Origin of the sequence: Pseudovibrio sp. POLY-S9 (genome assembly GCF_001431305.1) — a bacterium.
In the GTDB taxonomy this organism is placed as follows: Bacteria; Pseudomonadota; Alphaproteobacteria; order Rhizobiales; family Stappiaceae; genus Pseudovibrio.
Map to the genome: position 1 here is coordinate 1 of NZ_LCWX01000267.1, position 208 is coordinate 208.

Here is a 208-nt window from a genome sequence, read left to right on the forward strand (position 1 = left end):
TGGTTGACAACGGTTCTCCATGGGGGACTGCTCTTACCGATCAGCGTTGGACACCATTGCGGATCTGGTTGGCTCATCTTGGTGTCCGCCTGATCCATGCCAGACCTTTCCATCCTCAAACCAAAGGCAAGAATGAGCGGTTTAACCGAACCCTGAAAGAGGAGGTTCTGGCATACAGAACATTTCGCAGTCACCGCACTATGCAATC

Annotated in this window: 1 protein-coding gene; it reads left to right on the forward strand. The window is 51.9% G+C overall.

Annotated features, from left to right (window positions below; genetic code table 11):
* The coding region (locus PPL9_RS34830) for an integrase core domain-containing protein (protein WP_152986894.1) at positions 1-208 on the forward strand (208 nt) is incomplete at both ends.